This is a genomic window from Streptomyces sp. NPDC127117 (assembly GCF_042677325.1).
Taxonomy (GTDB): domain Bacteria; phylum Actinomycetota; class Actinomycetes; order Streptomycetales; family Streptomycetaceae; genus Streptomyces.
Map to the genome: position 1 here is coordinate 59,526 of NZ_JBHXTM010000030.1, position 20,336 is coordinate 79,861.

General features: G+C 70.6%; 17 protein-coding genes. 10 read left to right on the forward strand and 7 right to left on the reverse strand.

What is annotated here, in order from left to right:
* The first annotated feature begins 3 nt into the window (after positions 1–3).
* The 4 genes from ureG to ACFVH0_RS25175 all read left to right on the forward strand — a co-directional run bounded on the left by ureG (position 4) and on the right by ACFVH0_RS25175 (position 5,504).
* A complete protein-coding gene (gene ureG / locus ACFVH0_RS25160) occupies positions 4–624 on the forward strand; it encodes an urease accessory protein UreG (RefSeq protein WP_385823575.1) in 621 nt (206 codons plus the stop codon).
* 1 nt (position 625) lies between these two features.
* The gene (locus ACFVH0_RS25165; RefSeq protein ID WP_385823577.1) at positions 626–1,591 is read left to right on the forward strand and encodes an urease accessory protein UreD; all 966 of its coding nucleotides are present in this window, start codon (positions 626–628) and stop codon (positions 1,589–1,591) included.
* Positions 1,592–1,649: 58 nt separating this feature from the next.
* Positions 1,650–2,999: an ammonium transporter gene (locus ACFVH0_RS25170; protein ID WP_385823579.1), complete on the forward strand. Its 1,350-nt coding sequence runs from the start codon at positions 1,650–1,652 to the stop codon at positions 2,997–2,999.
* Positions 3,000–3,140: 141 nt separating this feature from the next.
* Positions 3,141–5,504, forward strand: coding sequence for an alpha-L-fucosidase (locus ACFVH0_RS25175; protein ID WP_385823581.1), 2,364 nt, complete (start codon positions 3,141–3,143; stop codon positions 5,502–5,504).
* Here ACFVH0_RS25175 and ACFVH0_RS25180 read toward each other — a convergent pair.
* The 3 genes from ACFVH0_RS25180 to ACFVH0_RS25190 are packed head-to-tail and all read right to left on the reverse strand — an operon-like array spanning position 5,482 to position 8,304.
* Positions 5,482–6,918: a lipase maturation factor family protein gene (locus tag ACFVH0_RS25180; protein WP_385823583.1), complete on the reverse strand. Its 1,437-nt coding sequence runs from the start codon at positions 6,916–6,918 to the stop codon at positions 5,482–5,484. The genes ACFVH0_RS25175 and ACFVH0_RS25180 overlap by 23 nt on opposite strands.
* 19 nt (positions 6,919–6,937) lie before the next feature.
* Positions 6,938–7,462 (reverse strand): DUF1990 family protein, encoded by a 525-nt coding sequence (locus ACFVH0_RS25185; RefSeq protein ID WP_385823585.1) that lies wholly within the window; start codon positions 7,460–7,462, stop codon positions 6,938–6,940.
* A complete protein-coding gene (locus ACFVH0_RS25190; RefSeq protein WP_385823587.1) occupies positions 7,459–8,304 on the reverse strand; it encodes a YndJ family protein in 846 nt (281 codons plus the stop codon). Before ACFVH0_RS25190 ends, ACFVH0_RS25185 begins: the two co-directional genes overlap by 4 nt.
* A gap of 156 nt (positions 8,305–8,460) precedes the next feature.
* Here ACFVH0_RS25190 and ACFVH0_RS25195 point away from each other — a divergent pair, with 156 nt between their 5' ends.
* Positions 8,461–8,916 carry a hypothetical protein gene (locus ACFVH0_RS25195; protein WP_385823589.1) on the forward strand — a complete coding sequence of 152 codons (456 nt, stop codon included), beginning with the start codon at positions 8,461–8,463 and terminating at the stop codon, positions 8,914–8,916.
* 16 nt (positions 8,917–8,932) lie between these two features.
* On the opposite strand, the gene ACFVH0_RS25200 is transcribed toward ACFVH0_RS25195, so the two are convergent.
* The 3 genes from ACFVH0_RS25200 to ACFVH0_RS25210 are packed head-to-tail and all read right to left on the reverse strand — an operon-like array spanning position 8,933 to position 12,096.
* Complete coding sequence (locus ACFVH0_RS25200; RefSeq protein ID WP_385823591.1) at positions 8,933–9,997, reverse strand: FecCD family ABC transporter permease; 1,065 nt, start codon at positions 9,995–9,997, stop codon at positions 8,933–8,935.
* On the reverse strand, positions 9,994–11,028 hold the full coding sequence (locus ACFVH0_RS25205; protein WP_385823593.1) for a FecCD family ABC transporter permease: 1,035 nt from the start codon (positions 11,026–11,028) through the stop codon (positions 9,994–9,996). Before ACFVH0_RS25205 ends, ACFVH0_RS25200 begins: the two co-directional genes overlap by 4 nt.
* An 18-nt stretch (positions 11,029–11,046) precedes the next feature.
* A complete protein-coding gene (locus ACFVH0_RS25210; RefSeq protein WP_385823595.1) occupies positions 11,047–12,096 on the reverse strand; it encodes an iron-siderophore ABC transporter substrate-binding protein in 1,050 nt (349 codons plus the stop codon).
* Between the two features lie 422 nt (positions 12,097–12,518).
* Between ACFVH0_RS25210 and ACFVH0_RS25215 the strand changes: the two genes are divergently transcribed.
* On the forward strand, positions 12,519–13,571 hold the full coding sequence (locus ACFVH0_RS25215; RefSeq protein WP_385823596.1) for a chitinase: 1,053 nt from the start codon (positions 12,519–12,521) through the stop codon (positions 13,569–13,571).
* Positions 13,572–13,667: 96 nt separating this feature from the next.
* Here ACFVH0_RS25215 and ACFVH0_RS25220 read toward each other — a convergent pair whose 3' ends face one another.
* The gene (locus tag ACFVH0_RS25220) at positions 13,668–15,035 is read right to left on the reverse strand and encodes an FAD-dependent oxidoreductase (protein WP_385823598.1); all 1,368 of its coding nucleotides are present in this window, start codon (positions 15,033–15,035) and stop codon (positions 13,668–13,670) included.
* Between the two features lie 257 nt (positions 15,036–15,292).
* Here ACFVH0_RS25220 and ACFVH0_RS25225 point away from each other — a divergent pair, with 257 nt between their 5' ends.
* The 4 genes from ACFVH0_RS25225 (at position 15,293) to ACFVH0_RS25240 (ending at position 20,336) form a co-directional block, all read left to right on the forward strand.
* Entirely contained in the window at positions 15,293–17,359 is a 2,067-nt protein-coding gene (locus ACFVH0_RS25225) for a SpoIIE family protein phosphatase (protein WP_385823600.1), read from the forward strand.
* A 139-nt stretch (positions 17,360–17,498) separates the two neighbouring features.
* Entirely contained in the window at positions 17,499–18,884 is a 1,386-nt protein-coding gene (locus ACFVH0_RS25230) for a wax ester/triacylglycerol synthase family O-acyltransferase (protein WP_385823602.1), read from the forward strand.
* A 146-nt stretch (positions 18,885–19,030) separates the two neighbouring features.
* On the forward strand, positions 19,031–20,023 hold the full coding sequence (locus tag ACFVH0_RS25235; RefSeq protein WP_385823605.1) for an aldo/keto reductase: 993 nt from the start codon (positions 19,031–19,033) through the stop codon (positions 20,021–20,023).
* A gap of 1 nt (position 20,024) precedes the next feature.
* Positions 20,025–20,336, forward strand: a complete 312-nt coding sequence (locus ACFVH0_RS25240; protein WP_384751099.1) for an L-rhamnose mutarotase — start codon at positions 20,025–20,027, stop codon at positions 20,334–20,336.

Below are 20,336 nucleotides of genomic sequence, written 5' to 3' on the forward strand. Positions count from 1 at the left end.
ACCATGGACGACAACGTACTTCGGGTCGGCATCGGCGGACCGGTCGGATCCGGCAAGACCGCGCTCATCGAGGCGCTCGTACCGCTGCTGATCGAGCGCGGCCACCACCCCTGCGTCATCACCAACGACATCTACACGCAGGAGGACGCCCAGCACGTCCGCCGGACCCTCGACGGCGTCCTCGAACCGGAGCGTGTCGTCGGCGTCGAGACGGGGGCCTGCCCGCACACCGCAGTGCGCGACGACCCCACGATGAACCTGGCGGCCGGTGCCGAGATGCTGGAGCGCTTCCCCGACACCGACACGCTGCTCTACGAATCCGGCGGCGACAACCTCACGCTCACCTTCAGCCCTGCCCTGGTCGACCTTTTCATCTTCGTCCTGGACACCGCCGAGGGCGAGAAGATGCCCCGCAAGCGCGGTCCGGGCATCACCGACTCCGATCTGCTCGTCATCAACAAGATCGACATCGCCAAGTACGTGCGCACCGATGTCGGCGTCATGGAGTCCGACGCCCACCGCGTCCGCGACAACCGCCCCGTCGTCCTCACCGACTGCCTCACCGGCACCGGCATCGAGGACATCGCGGGCTACCTCGAATCCCGCCGCAAGGCGCTGATCTGACATGCGCCCCGCCCCGTCGTCGCCCCGGCCGGACCGGCTCGCCCCCGACTACTACACCGCGGTCCGCGTCCCCCCGGACGTGGCGGCACTGGCCTCCGTGCCCGACACGCTCGGGCCCGGTTCCCCGGCCAAGGTCGGCATCCTCGATCTGGCCTTCGCCGTACGGGGCGGGCGCACCGAACTCGTGGAGCGCTACCAGAAGACCCCGCTGCAGATCATGCGGCCGTTGTGGATCGACCCGGCGATGCCCGGCATGGGTTACGTCTATCTGATGGCGACCGGCGGCGGCATCGCCCAGGCCGACCGCTACCGGATGGACTTCCGCTGCGGCCCCGGCACCGAGGTGCACCTGACCACCCAGGCGGCCACCAAGGTCTTCCGCATGGAGCACGACTACGCGAGCCAGCGCGTGCACCTCACGGCGGACGAGGGCGCCTACGTGGAGTATCTGCCGGACCCGCTGATCCCGTTCAAGGACTCGCGGTTCTACCAGCGCACCGAGGTCACGGTCGCACCGGGCGCCACCGTGGTCGTCGGCGACACCCTGACCGCCGGGCGGCTCGCCCGCGGCGAGCGCCACGACTACCGGGTCCTCGCCACCGATCTGCACATCGCCCGGCCCGACGGCACCCTCCTCGCCATCGACACCCTGCGCCTGGCACCGGGTGCGGGACCGGGCGGCAACGGCGTCGTCGGCCCCGGTGTGTTCGCCGGGCACGACCATGTGGCGTCGCTCTTCGTCGTCACCGACCGCGCCCCGGCAACCGAGATCGCCGACACCCTCCACGAGGCGCTGACCGGGCTCGGTGTCCTGTACGGGGTCAGCGTGCTGCCCCGGGACTGCGGCGCCTGGCTCCGGCTCTTGGACGACAGCCCGGTCAGGGTCGCCGAAGCGCACAACACCGCCTGGGACGCCGTGCGCCGACTGCTCACCGGCAACCCCGCCCCTGCCCTGCGCAAGCCGTGACGTACCGCTGCCGATCCCCCGACTTCCCTCCCCGACCCCGACCCCGAGGTATCCGTCGATGTACACCGCACCCGCGCCCATGCCGGCCGCCTACGACTCCGGCGACACCGCCTGGCTGCTCGCCTCCACCGCCATGGTGCTGCTGATGACGCCGGGACTGGCGTTCTTCTACGGCGGCATGGTGCGCACCAAGCACATCCTGATGATGATCAAGATGAGCTTCGCCGCGCTCGCCTTCGGCACCCTTATCTGGTGGGTGATCGGCTACTCGCTGGCGTTCGGACCGGACGTCGGCGGTGCCGGGCTCATCGGCAACCTCGACCACGTGTTCATGCACAACATCGAGCTGAACACGCTCACCGGCCACATTCCCACCTACGTCTACAGCACGTTCCAGATGGGCTTCGCGATCATCACGGTCGCCCTGATCAGCGGCTCGATCGCCGACCGAGCCACGATGAAGGGCTGGCTCGTCTTCGTCGTCCTGTGGCTGCTCATCGTCTACATCCCGCTCGCCCATTGGGTGTTCGACCAGGACGGGTGGATCGTCAAGCACCTCGGCGCGCTGGACTTCGCCGGCGGTCTGCCGGTGGAGCTCAACTCCGGGGTCGCCGGGCTCGCCGTCGCACTGGTGCTGCGGGCACCGCGCGACTTCGCCCGCCGCGAGGAGCGGCCCAACAACATTCCGCTCGTGGTGATCGGCGTCGGGCTGCTCTGGTTCGGCTGGTTCGGCTTCAACTCCGGCTCGGCGCTCACCGATCAGGGCACCGCGTCCGCCGCGTTCATCAACACCCAGCTCGGCGCCGCGGGTGCCATGGTCACCTGGCCGCTGGTCGAGAAGTGGCGCACCGGCACGGTGACCACCATGGGTGTCGTCTCCGCCGCCGTGGCCGGCATGGTCGCCATCACCCCCGCCTGCGGTGAGGTCGACACACTCGGCGCCGTCATCACCGGTCTCGTCGTCGGGGCGGTCTGCGCCTTCGCCATCACGCTCAAGTACCGCTTCGGCGTGGACGACACCCTCGACGTGGTGGGTGTGCACGGCGTCGGCGGACTGATCGGCCTGATCATGGTCGGCCTGTTCGCCACCGCGCGGATCAGCGGCAAGAAGGGGCTCTTCTACGGTGGTGGCTGGGGGCTGCTCGGCAAGCAGCTCGTCGCCATCGTCTCCGTGATCGCGTTCTCCTTCATCCTCACCTGGATCATCGCGAAGGTGGTCCAACTGACCGTCGGCTTCCGCGCGGAGGACGAGTACGAGAGCGTTCCCGGTACGGACCGGGAGCGTGCCTACGACTTCCAGACCGCCGAGCGCCTCGGCGCCCTGGTCTCCGGCAAGGCCGTGACCAGCGACGACGAACTCGTCAGACAGATCACCAAGCTGCTGCGGGCCCGGGAGGAGTCCAAGTGACGTGTGCCGCCGGGGTCGGGCCCTGAGAGACCGACCCGATCGCGTCCTCACTCAGTCATCGGATGGATGTGGGAAGCCTGTTTCGTTCTGTCTGGAAGATTGCATTGACAGGTTCGCGTCGCGCTCTAATCATCGGATGTCATGACCGAACTTCCCAGGCGCCATGTACTCGGAATGACGGCAGGGGCGGCAGTCGGCGCCGCCCTGCTCACCCCCGCCACCGCCGATGCGGCCCCGCACCCCGCGGCCGTCACGCGCACCGGAGCCGGCACGGACGGCGGCGGGTGGGGCACCGTTCCCGCCGCCGTCCCCGTGCCTCTCGACACGTGGTTCGACAACGACGGAATCGACACCGCCGACGCCCGCGGCGGCGACTTCGACGGATCCGGCTACACCTTCCCGGGTGAGGAACTCCCCGCCGGAGAACGGGAGATCGGCGGCACCGCCTTCCTCTTCCCCGGCTCCGCGGCCGGGACCAAGAACAATGTCGTCGCCCTCGGCCAGCGCATCGACCTGCCGCCCGGCCGCTACCTCTCCGGTCTCTTCCTCACCTCGTGCAGCTACGGCGCCGCGTCCGGCAGGGCCACAGTCCACTACGCGGACGGCACCACGACGACCCCGCTGCTCGGCGGGCCCGACTGGTACGGCGGCAGCGGCGCCCTCACCGCCGCGTACCGCTACACCGCCGACGGCGCCAAGGACCAGCATCCGGTGTCCATCGCGGTCAGCGAGATCCCGCTCGACCCGGCCAGGGAAGCCGTGGCGCTCACCCTGCCGACCACCCAGCCCGCCGAGGCCGGCAAGCCGTCCCTGCACATCTTCGCGCTCTCGCTCCAACCGGCCGCCCAGGGCAGGGCGTTGGCGCTTCGTGATGCCCACTCCACCACCTCGTTGCTGGACTCCGGTGCCCAGAGCGTGGAGGCCACCGTCGTCAACGCCGGCACCGTCGGTATCCTCGCCGCCGACGGCCTCACCCTCTCCGTGGACGTGCCCGGAGCCCGTACCGTCGCGCCCGCCCGCGTCAGCCGCCTCGCCCCCGGCGAACAGGCCCGCGTCCGCATCGGCATCCGCAGCAGACCCGGCACCGCACCCGGCACCGCCCGGGAAGGCAACGTTGTCGCGCACGGACGAGGGGCGCGGGCGGCCACGGTCCGGCGCTCGCTCACCCTCGGCGTCCCCGACTACGCACCGACGGACGCCTCTCTCTCCACCCACCAGGCGCCGTACTGGTTCCAGCAGGCGAAGTTCGGGATCTTCATCCACTGGGGGGTCTACTCGGTTCCCGCCTGGGCGCCGGTCGGCACGCAGTACGCCGAGTGGTACTGGAACCAGATGCAGGACCCCAACAACCCCACCCACGCCCACCACCGCGAGACCTACGGCGAGTCCTTCGCCTACGACGACTTCATCCCGCGGTTCCGCGCCGAACGCTTCGACCCGCGTTCCTGGGTGGAGCTGTTCCGGGACGCCGGTGCCCAGTACCACGTCCTCACCTCCAAGCACCACGAGGGCTTCGCGCTCTGGGACACCAAGCTCTCGGACCGCAACTCGGTGAAGATGGGGCCCGGGCGCGACCTGGTCAAGGAGCTCTTCGACGCCTCGCGCCGCTACACCCCCGAGCTCCACCCCGGGCTGTACTTCTCCATGCCCGAATGGTTCAACCCCGACCACCCGTGGATGGGCCACGCCCCGCGCAATCCGTACACCCTGGAGCCCGTCCCGTACACCGGTCACACAGCGGGCAAGGACTACGTCACCCAGTTCCAGGGCCCGCAGATGCTGGAGCTGATCCACGGGTACGACCCCGAGATCCTCTGGTGCGACATCGGCGGCGACAACGACAGCCACCGGGTGCTGGCCGAGTACTTCAACCACGCGAAGAACCGGGCCCGCCCGGTCGAGGTCACCGTCAACAACCGCTCCGGGATCGGCGCGTACGACTTCACCACGCCCGAGTACACGACGTACGACCAGATCGTCACCGCCAAGTGGGAGTCCAGCCGCGGCCTCGACCCGTTCAGCTACGGCTACAACGCCCAGACGCCGGACGAGAAGTACATGACGGCCGAGGAGATCGTGCACTCGCTCGTCGACATCGTCTCCAAGAACGGCAACTTCCTGCTGGACATCGGGCCCAGGGCGGACGGCACGATCCCCGACATCATGCAGCGCAGGCTGCGCGAGACGGGGGAGTGGCTGAAGACCAACGGGGAGGCGGTCTACGACACCACGTACTGGTCACGGATGCCGCAGCTCGGTGAGGACCTGCGGTTCACCCTGCGGCCGAACCGGGCGTTCTACATCCACTCCCTGGCACGGCCCGGCGCGACCCTCACCGTCGAGGCGCCGGTGCCGGTCCGCGGCGGTGACCGGGTCACCCTGCTCGGTCACGACCGGCCGCTCAACTGGCGTGTCCGGGGCGGCTCGCTGGTGATCGACGTACCGGCGGCGGCCCGCCGGACCGGAAAACACGCCTGGGTGTTCAAGATCGCCTGGTCGGGCTGAGCCAGGCAGGACCGAGCGAGACGGGGCGCATGAAGTCCCGTACGTAAGTCCGGTGCCACCAGCGCCCGGTGGCCCGCAGTTCGCGCCAGGTCGTGTACCGGTAGCGGTACACCCTGGCGCGGACGTGCGCGGGCGGGGCATCGGGGAACGGGTTGTGACGCAGCAGCCGCAGGGTGTCCCGGTCGTTCTCCAGCAGCCGCTCCATGAACGGGCCGAACCAGGGCCGGGCGTACGCGGGGGAGAGCGCCGCGAACCACATCAGCCAGTCCAGCCGCAGATGGTACGGGGCGAACTGGCGGGGCATCCGGCGCGGATCGCCCGGCTTGCCGCGGAAGCCGTACTCCCGCCAGACGGATCCTTCGTGGAGCACCTGCTCGTCCGTGCCCTCGACCACCACCTCCAGGCGGACCCGGCTGATGCTGCCGAACGCGCCGTAGGTGTTGACCAGGTGCAGGGGGTCGAACGAGCGGTTCATCACCTGGCGGCGGGAGACCAGATTGCGCGCCGGGCGGTAGCTGAGGAGGACGACCAGCACGGTCACCGCGATGACCACGACCTCGTACCAGAGGGGCGGCGCGGACTGCGCGGGCGGCGCGGTGAACAGGGACCAGTCGACGGCGGACAGTGCGAGGGTGATCGTCAGCCAGTTCAGCCAGGCGAAGTTCCCCGAGACGACCAGCCACAGCTGGGTGACGATCATCAGCCCCGCGGCGGCGCTCGCGACCGGCTGCGGGGTGAACAGCAACACCGGAACCAGAAGCTGGGTGACATGGTTGGCCGCCACCTCGGCGCGGTGGACGGGCTTCGGCAGCCGGTGGAAGAACCAGCTCAGCGGCCCTGGCATCGGCTGGGTCTCATGGTGGAAGTACAGACACGTCAGCCTGCGCCAGCACTCGTCGCCGCGGATCTTGATCAGCCCGGCGCCGAACTCCACCCGGAACAGCACCCAGCGCAGCAGCCACAGCACCAGCACCGGGGGAGCCGTGCGCGCGTTGCCGAGGAAGACGGCGAGAAAGCCCGTCTCCAGCAGCAGTGACTCCCAGCCGAAGCCGTACCAGGTCTGGCCGACCTGCACGATCGAGAGGTACAGCGCCCAGGGCAGGGCCCAGAGCAGCAGCGCAGCCCAGAGCGGAACGTACGAGTCCGCGCCCGCGAGCAGGGCGACGGCCAGCGCGCAGCCGGTCCAGGCGACGAGTGCGAAGAAGCGGTCGGAGTAATGCAGCCGGAAGAGCCCCGGTCCGTCTCGCCAGCCGGTGCGGCGCAGGAATTCGGGTACCGGCAGCATGCCGCGTTCGCCGATCAGCGCCCGGAACTGGAGCGCGGCGGTGAGAAACGCGACCAGATAGACAGCGGCCAGGGCCCGCTGGAAGATCAGCCGGCTGAGCCAGTACCCGTCTGCGGTGAACCACTCCATCACCTCCAGTATCGGCGATTCAGCCCCGCTTGCCGCGCTCCTCGTCCACGATGCGGCGCAGTGTGCTGCCCAGCCGCCGGGCGTACAACCGCTGGAGCACCGGTACGACGGGCCCGGCGAGCCGGGTGTACCAGGCGGCCGGGCGGCTGAACGCCATGACGGTGAACCACACCGTCCCGTCGTCCGCGAGCTCCACCACGAAGCACTCCTCGCCGCGCTCCGGGTGCCTGACCTCGGTCCCGTAGGCGAACCCGATGCGGTCCTGCTCGTAGACGGTCCAGACGACCTGGCAGGGCGCCGTGAACCGGATCGGGCCGATGCCCAGCGACACCCGGACGCGCACCCCGTCCCCCGCACGGGGCGCCGAGGCGCGGACCCGGGCCCCGCTGGTGCGGTGCATGCGCCATCCGGTGACCGCGGCGCCCGCCGCTTCGAGGTCGGCCCGGCCGCGCCCGACCGGGGCCCGGTGGTGGAGGTGGTGGTAGCCGGTGGGAAGCGGGCCGAGGCGGGTGGCGCCGGCCTCGGGGTAGCTGAGGGAGCTCATGCGGTCCTGCTTTCTACGGGGTCGGTGTGATCGCGCAGCCGCTGCCAGGCGAGCACCGAGCAGAGTGCGAAGCCCAGCGCGTTGCCGAGGCCGTGGGTGGCGGCCATCCAGGCCAGAGTGGGATGCGGGAGTCCGGTGGCCTCGCCGAGCGCCCAGCTCAGGGCGAGCACCATGGTGACGGCGAGTACGGCGGACGAGACGGCGAGCAGCGTCCGGGTGATCGGGTCGCGCTGCCCGGTACGGACCGAGCGCCAGGTGAGGAGGGCGACGGCCCACATCCCCGCGGTCAGGACGACCGCGCCGGCCAGCTCGGCCCAGTCCCCGATGAAGTAGCCGATCAGGACGAGCAGGGTGCCCAGCGGAACGCTCAGCGCGGCGAACCTTCCCGCTCCACTGTCGGCGACCCGGCAGACGAGCCCCGCGACCAGCGCGGCGGCGAATCCGGCGAAGTGGAAGTGCGGCACGGTCAGCGCGAGGATGCCGAGCCCGAAGCCGAAGAGTGGGTGCCCCGAACGTTCGGCGACCAGCGCGAGGGCTGCGACCGAGGGGGTGACCAGGGCGGTGAGCAGGGCGATCTCGGCGGGCGCCGTGGACCTCGACGGACTGCGGAGCAGCCGGTGCGGGGCGTGCAGGGCGAGGAGTGCGGTGCCGAGCGCATAACAGAGCGCGAGGGCGGTGGCGGCGGTGCCGCGCGGCAGCCACAGCGAGACGGCGCCGGGAACGGCGAAGAGTGGCCACAGCCGCCGGATCCGGTCCAACTCGGCCGCAGCGGTCAGTCGCAGTCCCGCGGGGACCACCACCAGCATGCCCAGCATCACGATCGAATTGACCAGTACAAACATCGCCGCCCCCCGACTTGAACGTGTTCAACTGTGCTCGGCGCCGACTCTACGAGCTTTCTTGAACGTGTTCAAGTGGTGGTGAGTGAGGGCGGAGAGGAGCTGGGCGTGCGAGGGGCGGGAGAGGAAGTCCCGGGCGCCGATGGCAGGATGCCCGACATGGAGATCATCCCTGGACGCGGCGTCGCCCTCGCCATGATCGGTGACCACCGGACCCGGGTCGAGGAGCGCGTCGGCGGGCCGGGTCGCGGCCCCGCCGACGTCGGCCCTGCCGTGTACGACACCACACCGACGCTCGTGATCGCCTACGCGTCCGACGACACCGTGGAACTCGTCGAGATCGGCTACAGCGGGCAGGGCGGTGAGGCCGAGGCGAGCTGCGACGGGATCCGGCTGACCCACCGGCTGATCGACGACGTCGTCGCCGAACTGCACGCCAAGGGGTACACCAGCACGCCGTGCGACATCGGCTACGACTTCCACGCCGGGTTCTCCGTCTGGTCCATGCGCGTGCTGGAGGCGCGTGAGGTGGGCCCTACGGCCGGCGAGGACGACCCGAGGTGTGTCGTCGAGGGCGTGTCCGTGGCGCCGTACGGCTACTTCGGCGGCGAGTAGCGTACGGCGCCACGCCTCACAGAACTCCCCGGCGCCACTCCCGTACCAGCAGACAGCCGAGGTACACGCCGCCGATCGCCATCGTGTAGATGCCGACGGGCAGGTTGTCGAAGAGCGGCAGCTGCTGGGCGCAGAGATCCGCCAGCACCAGCAGCAGTGCGCCGGTCAGCGCCGACAGCGCCAGGTGGGGGCCGGATACCCGGGTGATCCGCTTGGCGACCTGCGGGGACGTCAGGGCGATGAACGCGATGGGGCCGGCGACACCGACCGCCCCCGCCGAGAGCACGATCGCCAGCACCACGGCGGCCGTCTTGGTGCGGCGGGGCTCGGAGCCGAGCGCGGCCGCGATGTCGTCGCCCATCTCCCCGATGTCCAGCCGCCGGGAGAGGAGCACGGTGAGCGGGGCGACGACCAGCAGCACCAGCCAGATCGTGGTGGCGTCCTCCCACGACCGCGCCGACAGGCTGCCGTTGACGTAGGCGCTGAGCACGGCGGCCCGGTCCCGCTCCATGGCGTAGACGACGTACTGGGTGATCGCGGTGCCGATCGCGGCGACCCCGATGCCCGCGATGACCAGCCGGGCCGGGTTGCGGAACCCGGTCCCGGTCGACACATACACCAGCACCATGGCGAGGACGGCGCCGAGCAGCGCGCCGAGCGCCACCGGCACGGTGTCCGGGAACAGCAGCGCGGAGATCGCGGCGCCCGCCCCGGCACCGGACGCCAGCCCGATCACATCGGGGCTGCCGAGCGGATTGCGGGTGACGGACTGGAACAGCGCCCCGGAGAGCCCGAGTGCCGCACCGGTGCCCACGGCGACCGTCAGCCGGGGGCCGCGAAGCCGCTCCAGCACGAACGCGTTCTTGCCCTCGGCCCCGCCGGTCACCGCCCCGGCCAGGTCGGCGAGCGGAATGCCGAGCCGCCCGAGCGACAACGTGGCGACGGCGCCCGCCATGAGCAGCACCAGCAGAACCAGGGCCGTCAGTACCGACACCCGCCGGACCGGCACGGCCACCCTCCCGCCGGCCCTCAGCACCTTCCGGGGCGAAGCGGTGCGGACCGCGGCCTCCTGCGACGTCATGCGTTGCCCCTCATCCTGCGTACGGCGATGAGCAGTGCGGGCGCCCCGATGAACGCGGTCACGACACCGACCATCAGCTCCTGCGGGCGCATGACCACCCGGCCCACGACATCCGCGAGGAGCAGCAGCGCCGGGCCGACCAGCGCCGAGAAAAGGACCTGCATGCGGAAATCGACGCCGACCACGGCCCGCACCACATGCGGAACGGCCAGTCCGACGAAGGCGATCGGACCGACCGCCGCCGTCGCGGCCGCGCTCAGCAGTGTGGCCGCGAGCAGCCCGCCCGCCCGCACCAGTGCCGGATTCGCCCCCAGGGACGCCGCCGTCGAATCGCCGAGCGCCAGCGCGTTGAGGCCGGGGCCGAGCACCGCGGCCACCACCAGACCGGCCACGGCGAACGGCAGCACCGACCAGAAGACGTCGAAGTCCCGTCCGCCGAGCGCGCCGACGACCCAGTACCGGTAGCTGTCGAACACCTTCGGGCGGCTCAGGGTCACCGCCTGGATGAACGCCATCAGCACGGCGGAGAGCACCGCGCCGGCGAGCACCAGCCGGACGAGACCGCCGCCCGAACCCGCAGAACCGATCGCATGGACGAGCACACCCGCGAGCAGCGCACCGGGCAGCGCCCACCACATGGTGGCGGTGCTGCCCGACGCCCCCAGGAACGCCGTCGCGGCGACGATGCTCGCGGAGGCGCCCGCGTTGATCCCGAGCAGGCCCGGATCGGCCAGCGGATTGCGGGTCACCCCCTGCATGAGGGTGCCCGCGACGGCGAGGCAGAGTCCGGCCAGCACACCGAGCGCGGTCCGTGGGTAGCGGCTCTCGACGATGGTGGTGACATTCGGGTCCGCGCTGCCGGACAGGACGTCCAGCACATCGCCGAACGAGGTGGTGCGGCTGCCGAACATGACACTCGCGAGCACGGCGAGCACCAGGACGGCAACTGCGATGACGAGGGAGAACACCCGCCGAGCGGTGCCGGTCCGTGAGGTACCGGCACCGCTCGGAGGTGCGTGCGTGGTGGCCATGTGTGGTGGTGGCCGGCCTCAGCCGTTGTCGGCGGCCTTGACGGCCTTGTCGATCAGCGGCAGGTAACGGTCGATCACCCACGGCACGGTGAGCGGGTTGATGATCGAGGAGGCCGTGACGAAGGAGTTGTCGTTGCTGTACACCATGGCGCCGCTCTTGACCGCGGGCATCGCCGCGTACAGCGGCTGGGCCTCGATCTCCTTGCGGGACTTGTCATCCATGTAGAAGGTGAAGAGCAGGTCGCTGTCCTTCAGCTTCTCGGCGTTCTCCAGGCCGATGAGCGCCGAGTCGGTGCCCTTGGTCTCCTTGAAGGAGTTCACCACCGGGTCGACCGTGAGACCGAGCGAGGTGAGCATCTTGACGCGCTGCTCCTCGGGCTTGAACACGCCGAGGGTGCCGGGGCCGGTGTTGTAGATGTACGAGAACTTGTACTTCTTGTAGTTCGGCCGCGTCGCCGCCGCGTCGGACAGCTGCTTCTCGATCTTCGAGACGAGGCCCTTCGCCTCGTCCGTCTGTCCCAGCGCCTTGCCGATGATGTCGATCTGCTGGTCCCAGTCCGTGCTCCACGCCAGATCGGGGTAGGCGACGGTGGGGGCGATGTCCTTGAGGATGTCGTAGTCCTTCTGCGTGATCCCGGACCACGGCGCGAGGATGACATCCGGCTCCAGCTCGGTGATGGCCTCGAAGTCGATGTCCTCACCGCCGGTGAACTGGGTCGGCAGCTTGTCGCCGGACTTCTTCACCGCTTCGTGGATCCAGGGCAGATAGCCGGTCTTGTCGCTTCCCCACTCGTACTTCTCGATGCCCACAGGGGTGTGGCCCAGCGCGATGGCGGTCTCGGCGGAGCCCTGGCCGAGGGTGACGACCCGTTCGGGCTGCTCCTTGATCTCCGCGGTGCCCAGAGCGCTCTTGATGGAGACGGGGAACGCTCCGCCGTTCTTCCCGGATGCGCCGGAGGTCTCCTTGCCGTCGTCGCTCGACGAGCAGCCGCCGAGGGCGAGAACGAGGGCTGCGGCGGCGGCAGTTGCGGCGAGCGTCCGGCGACGCGCGCGGGTGAACCGGGACATGGATGTTCCTCATGTTTGAACGGATGGAGCAGCAGGTCCCCGCGACTGTCGGAGGGCATGCCGAACGAGCGGTCGTACGGGGGTACGACAGGCGGCCCCCGATGCAGATCGCAAGGAGTTAGGCAAGCCTAAGCTAAGCCTTTGTGCGGCCACAACCGGCCCCCTGGTGAACGCTTTCGGCTCCCTCTCGCGCCGGGTCGGCGTCACTGTCGGGGGTGCGGCCTTGTCGCTACTTTGGTCCAGACCTATTGACGGAAGGTCCGGGCCTCCCTAGCGTGAGGCGAGCCGTGAAATGCGAGACCGCATTCCGCCTGGGATTGTCAGGGGCATGCCATTCACGCGCCAACTCGCCCCGTGCCGGACCGCCTCGGGCAGCAGCACCGCCCCGGCGGCGCCCGGCCGCGACAGGAAGGGAACTGAGCATGTTCGGTCGGACATCGCGCCTGCTGGGGGTCGGCCTCGCGGCGGCATGTGTCGTACAACTGCTGGTGGGTGCGACGCCGAGCAGCGCGCAGGACGAGACCTGCGCGGTGAAGTCGAAGCCCGCCGGAAAGGTGCTCCAGGGGTACTGGGAGAACTGGGACGGCGCGGCGAACGGTGTGCACCCGCCGCTCGGCTGGATCCCGGTCACCGACAGCCGCATCCCGCAGCACGGCTACAACGTGATCAACGCGGCCTTCCCGGTCATCCTCTCGGACGGCACCGTCCTGTGGGAGGACGGGATGGACTCCACCGTGAAGGTCCCGACCCCGGCCGAGATGTGCCGGGCGAAGGAGTCCGGGCTCACCACCCTGATGTCGATCGGCGGCGCGGCCGCCGGTATCGACCTCAACTCCAGCGCCGTCGCCGACCGGTTCGTCGAGACGATCGTGCCGATCCTCAAGAGGTACAACTTCGACGGCATCGACATCGACATCGAGACCGGCCTGACCGGCAGCGGCAACATCAGCCAGCTGTCGGCCTCGCAGACCAACCTCATCCGCATCATCGACGGCGTACTCGCGCAGATGCCCTCGAACTTCGGGCTGACGATGGCGCCGGAGACGGCCTATGTCACCGGCGGGAGCGTCACCTACGGATCGATCTGGGGCGCGTACCTGCCCATCGTGAAGAAGTACGCGGACAACGGGCGCCTGTGGTGGCTCAACATGCAGTACTACAACGGCAGCATGTACGGGTGCGCCGGAGACTCGTACTCGGCGGGCACGGTCGAGGGGTTCACGGCCCAGACCGACTGCCTGGACAAGGGGCTCGTCATCCAGGGCACCACGATCAAGGTTCCCTACGACAAGCAGGTCCCGGGGCTGCCGGCCCAGCCGGGCGCGGGCGGCGGTCACATGCCGACGGGCCAGGTGTCACAGGCCTGGAACCACTACGGCAACGCCCTCAAGGGCCTGATGACCTGGTCGCTCAACTGGGACGGCTCGAAGGGCTGGACCTTCGGGGACAACGTCAAGGCGCTGCAGGGCCGCTGAGGCCCGCGGCACCCCGCCGGACCGGGCAGCTCCGCCGAGATGGACGGAGCTGCCCTTCCGGCCGGCCGCGACGGCGGCGGCCGGTACGCCGTACGGTCAGGAACGGGGCTCGGAGGCATCCAGCATGGCCTCGCGCTCCACGACCTTGATCCGCTCGCGGCCCTGCTCCTCGCCCAGCGCCCGCTCGTGGGCGTCCAGGCGGTACCAGCCCTCGCGGGTGGTGTAACGGACGCCGCGCTCCTCCAGGAAGGCGGTGACGGCCTCCGGCTCGGGCCGGACCGGGGCGGGCAGCCGTCCCTCGGCCTGGTCCTCCAGCAGGCAGGCCACGGTCTCGTTGGCGTCACCCTTGGTGTGGCCGATCAGGCCGATCGGGCCGCGCTTGATCCAGCCCGTGACGTACACCGAGGGCATGTGCTCCCCGCCGTCGACGACGCGTCCCGCGGCGTGCGGGACGGTGCCGGAGACCACGTCGAACGGGAGCTTCGGGAGCTCCTGCGAGTAGTAGCCGACCGCGCGGTAGACGCTCTGCACGTCCCAGTCGGTGAAGGCGCCGGTGCCCTGGACGTTGCCCGTGCCGTCCAGCTCGGTCCGCTCGGTGCGCAGGCCGACGACCCGGCCGTCCTCGCCGAGGATCTCCACCGGGGACTCGAAGAAGTGCAGGAACAGCTTGTGCGGCCGGTCGCCGACATCGCGGATGGCCCAGTTCTCCAGCGTGGAGGCGACCATGTTGGCCTGCTTGTTGCTCCGCCGGGTCTCGATCGAACCCGCGTCGTACTCGATGTCCTCGGGATTGACGATGACCTCGATGTTCGGCGAGTGGTCCAGCTCCCGCAGCTCCATGGGGCTGAACTTGGCCTGGGCGGGGCCGCGGCGCCCGAAGACGTGCACTTCGAGGGCCTTGTTGGCCTTGAGGCCCTCGTAGACGTTGGCGGGGATCTCGGTCGGCAGCAGTTCGTCCGCCGTCTTGGCGAGGATCCGCGCCACGTCCAGGGCCACATTGCCCACGCCGAGGACGGCGACCTTCTCCGCCTCCAGCGGCCAGGTGCGGGCCACGTCGGGGTGGCCGTCGTACCAGGAGACGAAGTCGGCGGCGCCGTGGGAACCGTCCAGGGTGCTGCCGGGGATGTCGAGCGCGCGGTCCGCGTCGGCGCCGGTGGAGAAGATCACGGCGTCGTAGAAGGACCGCAGATCGTCCAGGTCGATGTCGTTGGGGTAGTCGACGTTGCCGAACAGCCGCAGCTGGGGCTTGTCGAGCACCTGGTGGAGTGCCTGGACGATGCCCTTGATCCGCGGGTGGTCCGGGGCCACTCCGTAACGGATCAGGCCGAAGGGGGCGGGCATCCGCTCGAACAGGTCGATCGAAACACCCGGTTCCTGGGCGGCCTCGGATTTCAGCAGCGCGTCCGCTGCGTAGATGCCGGCGGGGCCGGCTCCGACTATGGCGACGCGGACGGGGCGGGTCATCAGGTGCTGGTCCTTAGAACGTGCTGATGCGGGCAGTGCAGCTCAGGGTAAAGGTAAGGCTGGGCTTACCGTGCTCCATGGGACACCGTAACCGTTGCCGGTCCGCAACCTCGGGGCGGTTCGCCCTGCGAGACGTCCAGGGCCACCGTTCGGCGCCCGAAATGGCTTGAAGTGCACTCGGGTGGCGCGGGCGAGGATTCGCTCTGCTGCGCGGGGTTCGCTCGAAGAATCGGACAAATGATGGCAGAGTGACCCGCATGGATGATCGGGTAGCGGGTGCCCTGTCACTCCCGGACGACTGGCCCGCCCACCCGGATCTCAGCCTCGCCCTGAACCGTATGGGCAGCTTCGACTGGGATCTCGACAGTGGCCTCATGCACATGGACCGGCCCGCGCTCGACGTGTTCGACCTGCGGGCCGAGGAGTACGACGACCGGCCGGAGTCGCTCGGGCAGCGGGTGCCGCCGGACGAGGGCGTGCGGCTCGACGCCATGGTCGCGCAGGCGCTCAAGAGCGGGCAGAGCAACTACGGCGCGTACTTCAGGATCAAACGGCGCGACGGCAGCCTCCGCTGGACCCACACCCAGGGCTTCATCCGGCGGGACGGGACCGGCCGCCCGCACCGCATCATCGGCATCGTCCGCGACGCGACCCAGGAGCTGGCCGACTCCACCGCCCGCCGCGAGCTGGACCTGGAGCGGCGCCGCCGCACCAGCCTGGTGGACGGCACCACGGCCGCCCTGGCCCACGCCCGCACCGTCGGTGATGTCATCGAGGTGCTGAAGAACTCCCAGGGCCTGGCCCACCTCGGGGCCACCAGCCTGGTGATGGGGCTGATAGAAGCCGGACGCATCCATCTGGTGGCCGACGGCCCGGAGGACTCGTTCGTGCCCGGCACCCGGTACACCCGGACGGACGAGCAGTACCCGATGAGTGAGGTGGTGCGCACGCTCGCGCCCCGCTTCATCGAGTCCGCCACCGACTTCGCCACCTCGTACCCGATCCTTTGGCCCCACATCAGCCACCTCGGCATCACCTCGGCCGCCTATCTGCCGCTGATCGCCCAGGCCCGCCCCATCGGTGCGCTCGGCCTGCTCTACAGCGACAAGGACGGCTTCACCGGCGACGAACGCAATCTGCTGGTGGCGCTCGGCAGCTCCATCGCCCAGAGCCTGCAGCGGGCCATGCTCTACGAGCAGGAGCACGACCTCGCCGAGGGCCTCCAGCAGGCCATGCTGCCGCGCAGGATCCCGGACGTGCCGGGGGCGCAGGTCGCCGTCCGGTACCGCTCGGCCCGGCTGGGCCGGGACATCGGGGGCGACTGGTACGACGTCATTCCGCTGCCCGGTGGCCGGGTCGGGGCCGTCATCGGTGACGTGCAGGGCCACGACACCCATGCGGCGGCTGTCATGGGGCAGCTGCGCATCGTGCTGCGCGCCTACGCGGCCGAGGGACACAGCCCCGCCACGGTGATGGCGCGGGCCTCCGTCTTTCTCCACGAGCTGGACACGGAACGCTTCGCGACCTGCACCTACGCCGAGGTCGACCTGACCACCGGAGTGGTGCAGCTGGTCCGGGCCGGCCATGTCGACCCGCTGGTGCGCGAGAGCGACGGCAGCTGCCGCAGGCTGCCCGCGGACGGCGGACTGCCGCTGGGGCTGTCGGCCGAGTTCGGGCGGCTCGAATACCCGGTCAGCACCGTCGAGCTGGACCCCGGCCAGACCCTGCTGCTGTTCACCGACGGGCTCGTGGAGCTGCCGGGCGCCGATCTCGACGAGGGCATACAGCTGCTGACGGCCATGGTGCGCAACGGTCCGCAGGACCTCCAGCGGCTGGCCGACCGGCTCTGCGAGGAGGTCGACGAGCGCGGCGGCGAGGACGATGTCGCGGTCCTGCTGCTGCGCCGCAAGGTCGCCCACGCGCCCCAGCCGGGCGGCCGTCTCCAGCAGCACGTCGCGCAGAGCGACCCGGAGGCGCTGAGCTCGGCGCGGCACATGATCCGGGCAGCGGTACGGGCCTGGGGCGCCAAGGCGCGGGCCGACGAGGTCGAACTCGCCGCCGACGAGCTGATCACCAACGCGCTCATGCACACCGACGGCGGGGCCATCGTCACCATCCGGGTGCTCACCGGCCCCGAGCGGCGGCTGCGGGTCGATGTCGAGGACCGGTCCAGTGCGCTGCCCAGGCGCCGGGACGCGGGGGAGGCCGGGGTCTCCGGGCGGGGGCTGATGCTGGTGGACCGGCTGACGGACCTGTGGGGCGTGGAGTCCCGGGGCAGCGGCAAGTCCGTCTGGTGCGAATTCGTCATCCCGGAACACGAGTGACGGAAGCACGCCCATCTGCCGACAGCGCATTTCTCTACTCGACAGTAACAGAACGTAACATGTCTGTACTTGACCGTAACCGATCGCGAGCGATTGACTGCGATCCGTCAGTCTTTGTCTTCGATGACATGAGGACCCGTTGGGAACTGAGCTGCTGGCACCCCTCGATCTGGCCTTCTGGCACCTCGAATCCGATGCCCATCCGATGCACCTCGGCGCACTCGCCGTCTTCTCCCCGGCCCCCGGCCCGGCGCGCGGCGCCGACGCGGAGACCGTGCTCGAACTGCTGGGCACCCGCGCCGCCGCCATTCCCCGGCTGCGGATGCGGGTCAGGGACGTACTGCTGCCCGTCGGCGGTGCCGCCTGGTTCGTGGACAAGGACTTCGACGTCCACCGGCACATCGAGCGGGTGCGGCTGACCGGCGCGGAGTCGCGGGACGAGGGCGGCGGATTCATGGCGGGCGCCACCCGGCTCGCCGGTGAGCTGATGGAGCGGCCGCTCGAACGGGGGCTGCCGCCCTGGCAGATGTACGTGATCGGCGGCGCCGACGGCGGCTCCTTCGCGGTGCTCGTCAAACTCCACCACGCGCTGGCCGACGGCATGCGCGCGGTCGCCATCGGCGCCGGGATCTTCGACGAGATCGCCGCCGGCCGCCCCCGCACCGGGGCCCCCGCCCGCCGGGCGCGCACCGTGCCGCCCCGCTCCTGGATGCCCGGCCCGCGCCAGGTGGCCGGTCTCGCGCTCGGCCGGATCGAGGATCTCGGGCGGGCGTTCGGTGTCGGTGCCTCCATGGTGCGGGCCAGCCGCCTCGACCCGCGCGGGGCGCCCGCGCTCACCGCGCGCTCCAGCGGCACCCGGCGCCTGGCCACGGCGGACCTGGACCTCGAAGCCGTCCAGCGGATCCGCCGCGCCGCGGGCGGCACGACCAACGACGTCCTGCTCGCCGTCGTCGCCGGGGCGCTGCGCCGCTGGATGCTGGAGCGAGGCGAGCCGCTGCCCGACGAGGATCCGCGCGCCCTGGTGCCGGTCTCCCGCCGCAGGCCGGGCCAGGCCGCGGCGAGCGGGAACAGGCTCTCCGCCTATCTCCTCGGGCTCCCGGTCGGCGAACCCGACCCGTGGCGGCGGCTCGCCCTCGTCCGTACCGCCATGGACCGCAACAAGGCCGCCGGTCCCTTCCGCGGCGCCGGTGCGGTCGCCGTACTGGCCGACCAACTCCCGTCGCTGGCCCACCGATTCGGCGCGCCACTCGCCGGGAACGCCGCCCGGATGCTCTTCGACGTCCTGGTCACCAGCGTGCCGCTGCCGCGCTCGGCGCTCTCGCTCGGCGGCTGCCCGCTGCGCGCCGTCTATCCGATGGCGCCGCTCGCCCGGGGACAGTCCCTCGCCATCGCGCTGTCCACGTACGGCGGCCGGGTGCGGGTCGGGCTGGTGGCCGACGGCAAGGCGCTGCCCGATCTGGACCGGCTGGCGCGCTGCGCCGACGACGAGGTGGCCGAGCTGCTCGCGGTGCTGCCGACGCGCTGAGCGACCGCCGCCTCGATCGGTCATAGATCGGACAGCTGCCGGGGAAAGTGTCACAGACGGTGGCGCCGGAGGTGTTGACGTGCCCAAGTGATCCGATGAATATTCGCTGTGTGCAGGAAGCGATCATCGGGGAGGGCGGCGGAAGCATGCGGCGCAACAGGCTGGGAAGCAGCGCGGTCGAGGTCACCGAGCTGTCCTTCGGGGCGGCCGCCATCGGCAATCTCTTCACCGCCGTCGAACCGGCACGGGCGGCCGCCGCGGTCGATGCCGCCTGGGACGAGGGCATCCGCTACTTCGACACCGCACCCCACTACGGACTCGGCCTCTCCGAACGGCGGCTGGGCGAGGCCCTGCGCGGCAGGCCCCGCGACTCGTACGCGCTGTCCACGAAGGTGGGACGGGTGCTCGACCCGCTGCCCGCCATGGCCACCGGCTCCGGGGGCGGCTCCGACGGTCTCTCCGAGGGCTTCGCCGTGCCCGCCACCCACCGCCGCCGCTGGGACTTCAGCGCCGACGGGGTACGCCGCAGCATCGAGGACAGCCTGGAACGGCTCGGGCTCGACCGCATCGACATCGCCTATCTGCACGACCCGGACGACCACGCGGAAGCCGCGTTCCACGAGGCATACCCGGCACTGGAGAAGCTGCGCGCACAGGGCGTCGTCGGCGCCATCGGCGCCGGGATGAACCAGACCGCGATGCTGACCCGGTTCCTGCGCGACACCGACATCGACGTGGTGCTCTGCGCCGGGCGGTACACCCTCCTCGACCAGTCCGCGCTCACCGAGCTGCTGCCCGAGGCGGCCGCCCGGGGCCGCAGCGTGGTCGTCGGCGGCGTCTTCAACTCCGGGCTGCTCGCCGACCCGCGCCCCGGCGCCACGTACGACTACGCGGCCGCGCCCCTCTCCCTCCTGGACCGGGCCCTGCGCATCAAGGCCGTCACGGAGGGCCACGGCGTCCCGCTGCGGGCCGCCGCCCTGCACTACCCGCTCGCCCACCCCGCCGTCGCCGGGGTCCTCGTGGGCACCCGCTCCCCGGACGAGGTGCGCGATGCCGCCGCCCTGCTCCGCCGCGAGATCCCGGACGAGCTCTGGGACGAACTGCGCGCCGAGGGCCTGCTGACCGAGAACGGACACTGACATGAGAATCGCCCTGCACACCAAGGTCCGCGCCGACCGCATCGAGGAGTACGAGGCCGCGCACCGTGAAGTCCCGGCGGAGCTCACCGCCGCGATCCGCGCGGCGGGCGCCACCTCCTGGACGATCTGGCGCAGCGGAACCGACCTCTTCCACGTCATCGACTGCGAGGACTACGCCGCACTCCTCGCCGAGCTGGAACAGCTCCCCGTCAACGTCGCCTGGCAGGCCAGGATGGACGAACTGCTCGACGTGTCGCACGACTACTCGGCCGACGGCGCCGCAGCCGGGCTCCCGGTCGCCTGGGAGCTGTGA

Coding starts and splice junctions, on each gene's coding strand:
- ACFVH0_RS25215 (WP_385823596.1), top strand. CDS start 12,519: ATGTTCGGTCGGACATCGCGCCTGCTGGGGGTCGGCCTCGCGGCGGCA.
- ACFVH0_RS25170 (WP_385823579.1), top strand. CDS start 1,650: ATGTACACCGCACCCGCGCCCATGCCGGCCGCCTACGACTCCGGCGAC.
- ACFVH0_RS25165 (WP_385823577.1), top strand. CDS start 626: ATGCGCCCCGCCCCGTCGTCGCCCCGGCCGGACCGGCTCGCCCCCGAC.
- ACFVH0_RS25205 (WP_385823593.1), bottom strand. CDS start 11,028: ATGGCCACCACGCACGCACCTCCGAGCGGTGCCGGTACCTCACGGACC.
- ACFVH0_RS25195 (WP_385823589.1), top strand. CDS start 8,461: ATGGAGATCATCCCTGGACGCGGCGTCGCCCTCGCCATGATCGGTGAC.
- ACFVH0_RS25240 (WP_384751099.1), top strand. CDS start 20,025: ATGAGAATCGCCCTGCACACCAAGGTCCGCGCCGACCGCATCGAGGAG.
- ureG (WP_385823575.1), top strand. CDS start 4: ATGGACGACAACGTACTTCGGGTCGGCATCGGCGGACCGGTCGGATCC.
- ACFVH0_RS25210 (WP_385823595.1), bottom strand. CDS start 12,096: ATGTCCCGGTTCACCCGCGCGCGTCGCCGGACGCTCGCCGCAACTGCC.
- ACFVH0_RS25235 (WP_385823605.1), top strand. CDS start 19,031: ATGCGGCGCAACAGGCTGGGAAGCAGCGCGGTCGAGGTCACCGAGCTG.
- ACFVH0_RS25200 (WP_385823591.1), bottom strand. CDS start 9,997: ATGACGTCGCAGGAGGCCGCGGTCCGCACCGCTTCGCCCCGGAAGGTG.
- ACFVH0_RS25220 (WP_385823598.1), bottom strand. CDS start 15,035: ATGACCCGCCCCGTCCGCGTCGCCATAGTCGGAGCCGGCCCCGCCGGC.
- ACFVH0_RS25180 (WP_385823583.1), bottom strand. CDS start 6,918: ATGGAGTGGTTCACCGCAGACGGGTACTGGCTCAGCCGGCTGATCTTC.
- ACFVH0_RS25190 (WP_385823587.1), bottom strand. CDS start 8,304: ATGTTTGTACTGGTCAATTCGATCGTGATGCTGGGCATGCTGGTGGTG.
- ACFVH0_RS25185 (WP_385823585.1), bottom strand. CDS start 7,462: ATGAGCTCCCTCAGCTACCCCGAGGCCGGCGCCACCCGCCTCGGCCCG.
- ACFVH0_RS25175 (WP_385823581.1), top strand. CDS start 3,141: ATGACCGAACTTCCCAGGCGCCATGTACTCGGAATGACGGCAGGGGCG.
- ACFVH0_RS25225 (WP_385823600.1), top strand. CDS start 15,293: ATGGATGATCGGGTAGCGGGTGCCCTGTCACTCCCGGACGACTGGCCC.